Here is a 4,648-nt window from a genome sequence, read left to right as displayed (position 1 = left end):
CCCGGTCAGATTGCCGCCGGACATATTGAGCTTGGACGCAGGGTCGAAGGTCTGGGCGTCCCACATCTGCCGCCACGGCTGCCAGGCGCCGTTGACGCAAAGGCGCTTCCAGCTCGCTCCGTTGCTGTGGTTGAGGGCGGTCGCGATCTGCTCGACGTAGAGGCCCGAATTGCTGTGCCGCTGAACCTGTACGTAGTACCAGGTGCTGCTGCCTGCGCCGGTTGGCCCATTTGCGAGATTGCTGCCGTCGTAGAAGCCGGGCGTCGTCAGAGCATCGAGGTCGGTGCCCGAGATCGCCTTGGCCTTGCCGTAGGTGAACTCTCCCCCGACCGCCAGATTGCCGGCGATCGCGCCGCCGGCGACGTCGAGCTTGCCCGCCAGCCCGGCGATGATGGCCTGGACATTCGCCGCCTGCAGGTGGGACGGGAACCGCGCGTCCTCGATGGTGCCGGAGCGGATGTCGCCGGCGGCGATTTGGGCCGGCACCCACACGCCACCGACCAGCTTGAAGAACATGCCGTTGGCGGCCTGTTGAAGGTCAACCCCTTGCAGGGCGCCGAGCTGGTGCGAGTGATCGGAGGCCGCCTTGCCCTGCAACGCCGTCACGAGACCGACGATGTGCTCGATCTGGTGCTCGTGCTCCAATGGAGCCTTGCCGAGCACGGCCGCGATAAGCGCGCCGACGTCGCCGTCGATCTGCGACAGCGCCTCGATGAGCCGCACCACATCATCCCGGAGCTTGTTGCTCTGGTCCGGCAGTGCGTAGTTGCGGCTCTGCGTGCGGTTGTCGATGACGTCTGCCATGTGACCCTCAGACCGAATAGGCGCGCAGGCGGGCGATGGACGGGCGGGCGCCGGGGCTGCCTGTCAGCGTGATGCGGATGCGCCCTTGCTGGGCGGTGAAGTTGGTCCGCTCATAGCGAGGCTCGGTCCAGCCACCGCCGAGGACGCCGGCGCCGGCCGCCGAGAGCGGTTGCCAGTTGTTGTCGGTGCCGTCCACGTGGACCGCGACCGCCGAGCCGGCCGGTAGCCGCGCCGCGAACAGGGCCGCGACGCGCACCGCATTGCCCATGTCGAATGCGCGGGTGATGTAGGTGCCGGAGGGGCGGATGCGCCCGCCGACGAGCGTCGTGCCCGGATAGAGGATCGGCGCCACCTTGGCCGTGCCGGTCAGCACGGCCCGGAGCGTGACCTCGCCCGTCACGAACTCGCTGAACGCGACCCCCTGCCCAGGCGCCAGCGCAATCACGGTCGAGCCGCTGACGAGCTCGTAGCGGAACCGGGCGGCGTCGCTCGGGATGTCGACCGTGCCGCGTACGAGGACGTCGCTGATCTGCTGGAACTCGCCGGTCCACAGGTCGATCGTGCGGCTCGTGGCGGTGAACTTTGCCGCGACCAGCTCGAAGTGCATCGCCGTGTCCTGGTGCGCCGTCCAGGCGAGGCGGTTCACCGATGAGAACAACGGCGCGACGGTGTACGGGTGCGACGAGACGCGCTGCTGGGTGAGCGGATCGACGTCGCCGAGCCGGGCGATCGCTACGGCATGGTCGGCATCCGCCGTCAGGACGACAAAGCAGAACTGGCGGTCGGCCGGCAGGAACACGGGCGTGCGGAAGCGCGCTTCCACCAACTCGCCCACCTCGACCGTCTGCATGTTGACGAAGGCCTCGGCGAGCACCTCATTGGTCGGATAGCCGTTGAGGACCGTGGAGAGCTGCACGCGCACGCCGTTAGCCCGGTTGCCGATCGCGGTGAAGCGGAAGTTGATCCCCGCGATGTGCCGCGGCTCGGGCAATGTGAAGGGCTGCGCCAGCGGATCCGACGAGCCGCCTTCGCCGCTCGACTGATCGGCCCCCTGCTGCTGCTGTGCCTCGGGCTGGCGGATCACCACGTTGGTGATCTGGTTGACCACGGTGATGTTGGTGATCTGCACCGGATCGGGCGCCGCCCGCGCCACCAGCGTGACGCGGCGCATGGTGTTGATGTCGACCGTGCCCTCGCCGACGAAGATGGCTTGGGCGAAGCCGCCGGCGGCGCCCTCGGCGCGCACCATGCGGCGACCGGCCGGCATGTTGGCCGGGATCTGGAACGAGACTATGAGCCGCCCGTCCGGGCCGGTCGTCTGCGTACCGGGCGGCTTCACGTCGACGCCGTCGAAGGTGAGCTTCGACAGGTTCTCGTTGGGCGAGAAGCCCTCGATCGTCGCCTGGATGGGGATCTGGCGCAGGAACTCGGCTTGCGTGCGCTGGATCTCCACCACCTCGTTGATCGTGGTGGAGCCGGGTGGCGTGTCGGGCGCGGCGGTGAACTCACGCGTCACCGGCGAGGTCCACTGCGTCTGCACCTCCGTCCAGAAATCCGCCGCCGGCTCTAGCACGAGGGCGGCCGGCATGGCGGTGAAGTTCATGTACGGGTTGATCTTCATCGACGAGGTGCGCAGCGGCTGGCTAACGATCACCTCCTCCGCCCACGGCAGGGTCTCGATCGCCGAGCCGGCCCGCTGCATCAGCACATTGTCGATGGCGAGCTGCAGCACACCGCGGTTGATGGCGGCCGTCTGCACGGCGCCCTGATCGCGGTAGAAGTCGTCGACGAACGCATCCGTGAAGATGCCGCGCTTGGCCACCGGCTCGCGGGCGAGGATGTCGCGCTCGGCCTCGGAGCGGTCGAAGGTCTCCAGCACGTCGATCAGCCGGCCGAACAGGCGCCGCTGCTGGTCGAAGGTATAGTTGCGCGTGCCGTTGTTGATGACGGTCGGCGCGCCGAACCAGTTGTGGTGCACCTCGGCGAGCTTGAGCAGCGAGGTCGGTGCGATCGGAGGCAGGCCGCCGTTGCGGGCGCTGATGCCGCGCACGTAGGCCGCGCGGCCCATGACGTCCATGCAGATGAGGTCGATCCTCGGCACCTTGGAGGTGTAGGAGACGAGCACCGGCCGGCCCTGTACGCCACCCGAGACGGTCACCTCGCGGTCGGTCACGTTGTCCGGCACGACGGCGACGTTGTAGAGGTAGGTGACCTGATAGGACGAGCCGGGCGCGGGCTCGGCACCGCCGGGCGCCCAGGAGACGCCATCACCGGCAAGGGCATAGGTGGACGACGCGAAGGTCGTTCCGCCCTGCACGACGCTCTCGATCTCCACGACCGCCGGGAACTGCAGCGGATCCGTGCCGCCGGCCACCGGGCCGCGCACGAGCGTCTCCGTCACGCGCTTGACGACGATGGCCGAGGTGACGGCCGCGATCGGCGGACGCGACACCGCGACGATGGAAGAGCCGCCGGTCGGGCCGGTGAATGTGTGCGGCTCGGCCGCGATCGGCTCGAGGTCGGGATCCTCGGGCACGGCATAGCGCAGCGCCGTCTCCCTGATCCGCTTGAAGCCGCTGATGTTGGCCGTGCCGGCCGCGATCGAATAGACCTGATCCGTGCCGATGCGGCCGAGCGGCGTCACCTCGCAGCCGTCGACGATGTAGTGCCCGAGGGCGTCGTAGTCGTAGCGGGCGATCTGCTGGATGACGCCGGTGAGCGCCGGCGGCGGCATCTGGTCGATGACGGTGCCGTCGCGCAGCACGTAGACCGAGATGAATTCGCCGGGCTGCTCGTCATCGGCAAGCGCCCACACGAGGTGCTCGGCGACGCGCGCGGCGCCGGGCTCGCCCTCGCCCTCGGTGCCCGGATGCAGGCCGACCAGCGACGGCTCATCGTCCTCGGTGACAACCGTGCCAATCAGGCGCACGCCGACGCGCACCTCGCCGGTCATCGGCACGTCGGTGAGGACCGCCGCCTCGACGGGACGCACATCGCCGGCGACATAGATGCGGCCGGCGGTGAGCGAGACGGTGCCGGCCTCGGTATCGACGATGATATCGGCCCCCTCCTGGCGGTCCCCGTCCTTGGCGATGAGGTTGCCGATGCGGCGCACGCGGCGCTCGCCGAGCGACTGGATCTCGTTGATCTCCGCCGCCTGGGCGATGCGGTCCTCGCGCATGACCACGCGCGCCCAATCGGGATGGTCCGCCGACCTGTCGTAGGCGCCGGGGACACCGGAAGGATGCTCGTGGGACATGGTCGCTCCTCAGAAGCGCAGGACGGCCCGCACGCGCTCGCGCACGGTGCGGCCGAATTCGATGGAGACAGGGGTTTCGGCGACCACCGGCCCGGCCGGGACGATGCCGCCTGCCGGCAGCCACCGGGCGCCGGGCGCAAAGCCGGCCGCGGGGACAGCCGAGAGAACGAAGCCGACGCTGAATGCCGTCGAGCCAAAGCCGTCGCCGAAATCGGTCATGGCCTCGATATAGAGGCGCGTGGCACCGGAAAGCTCGACTGCATATCGGTTGCTGCCGATGGCATAGATGCCGCCGGGTGCCGGCCGCACGGGCCAGCGAGCGCGCGCGCGGCGATAGCCGATGACGGCGCCGTCCGCGTCGCGGAATACGGCCCAGGCGGTTCCGGCCGGTACGGCCGCCAGCATGGCGACGGAGCGTGCGTGTTCGGCGTCCGAGGTCCAGGGCGCATCGGGCCATGGGATATCGTCCCAGCCCAGTTCGACCTCGCCGGTCGGCTCGATCCAGACGCCGAGCGCCTGCAGCTCGGCCTGGGTCATGGCGTGGTCGATGTCGTAGGGCCGGCCGAACGACCATTTGACGTCCGA

At 69.3% G+C, this 4,648-nt stretch carries 2 protein-coding genes and 1 pseudogene; all 3 read right to left on the bottom strand.

All coding sequences use genetic code 11. The annotated features are described in order from the left end of the window. The coding region (locus P2T65_RS21095; RefSeq protein WP_276200690.1) for a pyocin knob domain-containing protein at positions 1 to 804 on the bottom strand (804 nt) is incomplete at its 3' end. Between the two features lie 7 nt (positions 805 to 811). Next, positions 812 to 4,063, bottom strand: a complete 3,252-nt coding sequence (locus tag P2T65_RS21090) for a DUF4815 domain-containing protein (protein WP_276200689.1) — start codon at positions 4,061 to 4,063, stop codon at positions 812 to 814. A gap of 9 nt (positions 4,064 to 4,072) precedes the next feature. Then, positions 4,073 to 4,648, bottom strand: a pseudogene (locus tag P2T65_RS21085) (hypothetical protein); the annotation flags it as partial.

Source organism: Chelatococcus sp. XZ-Ab1 (assembly GCF_029309855.1).
Lineage (GTDB): Bacteria > Pseudomonadota > Alphaproteobacteria > Rhizobiales > Beijerinckiaceae > Chelatococcus_A > Chelatococcus_A sambhunathii.
This window is presented reverse-complemented; position numbering and strand designations above follow the sequence as displayed.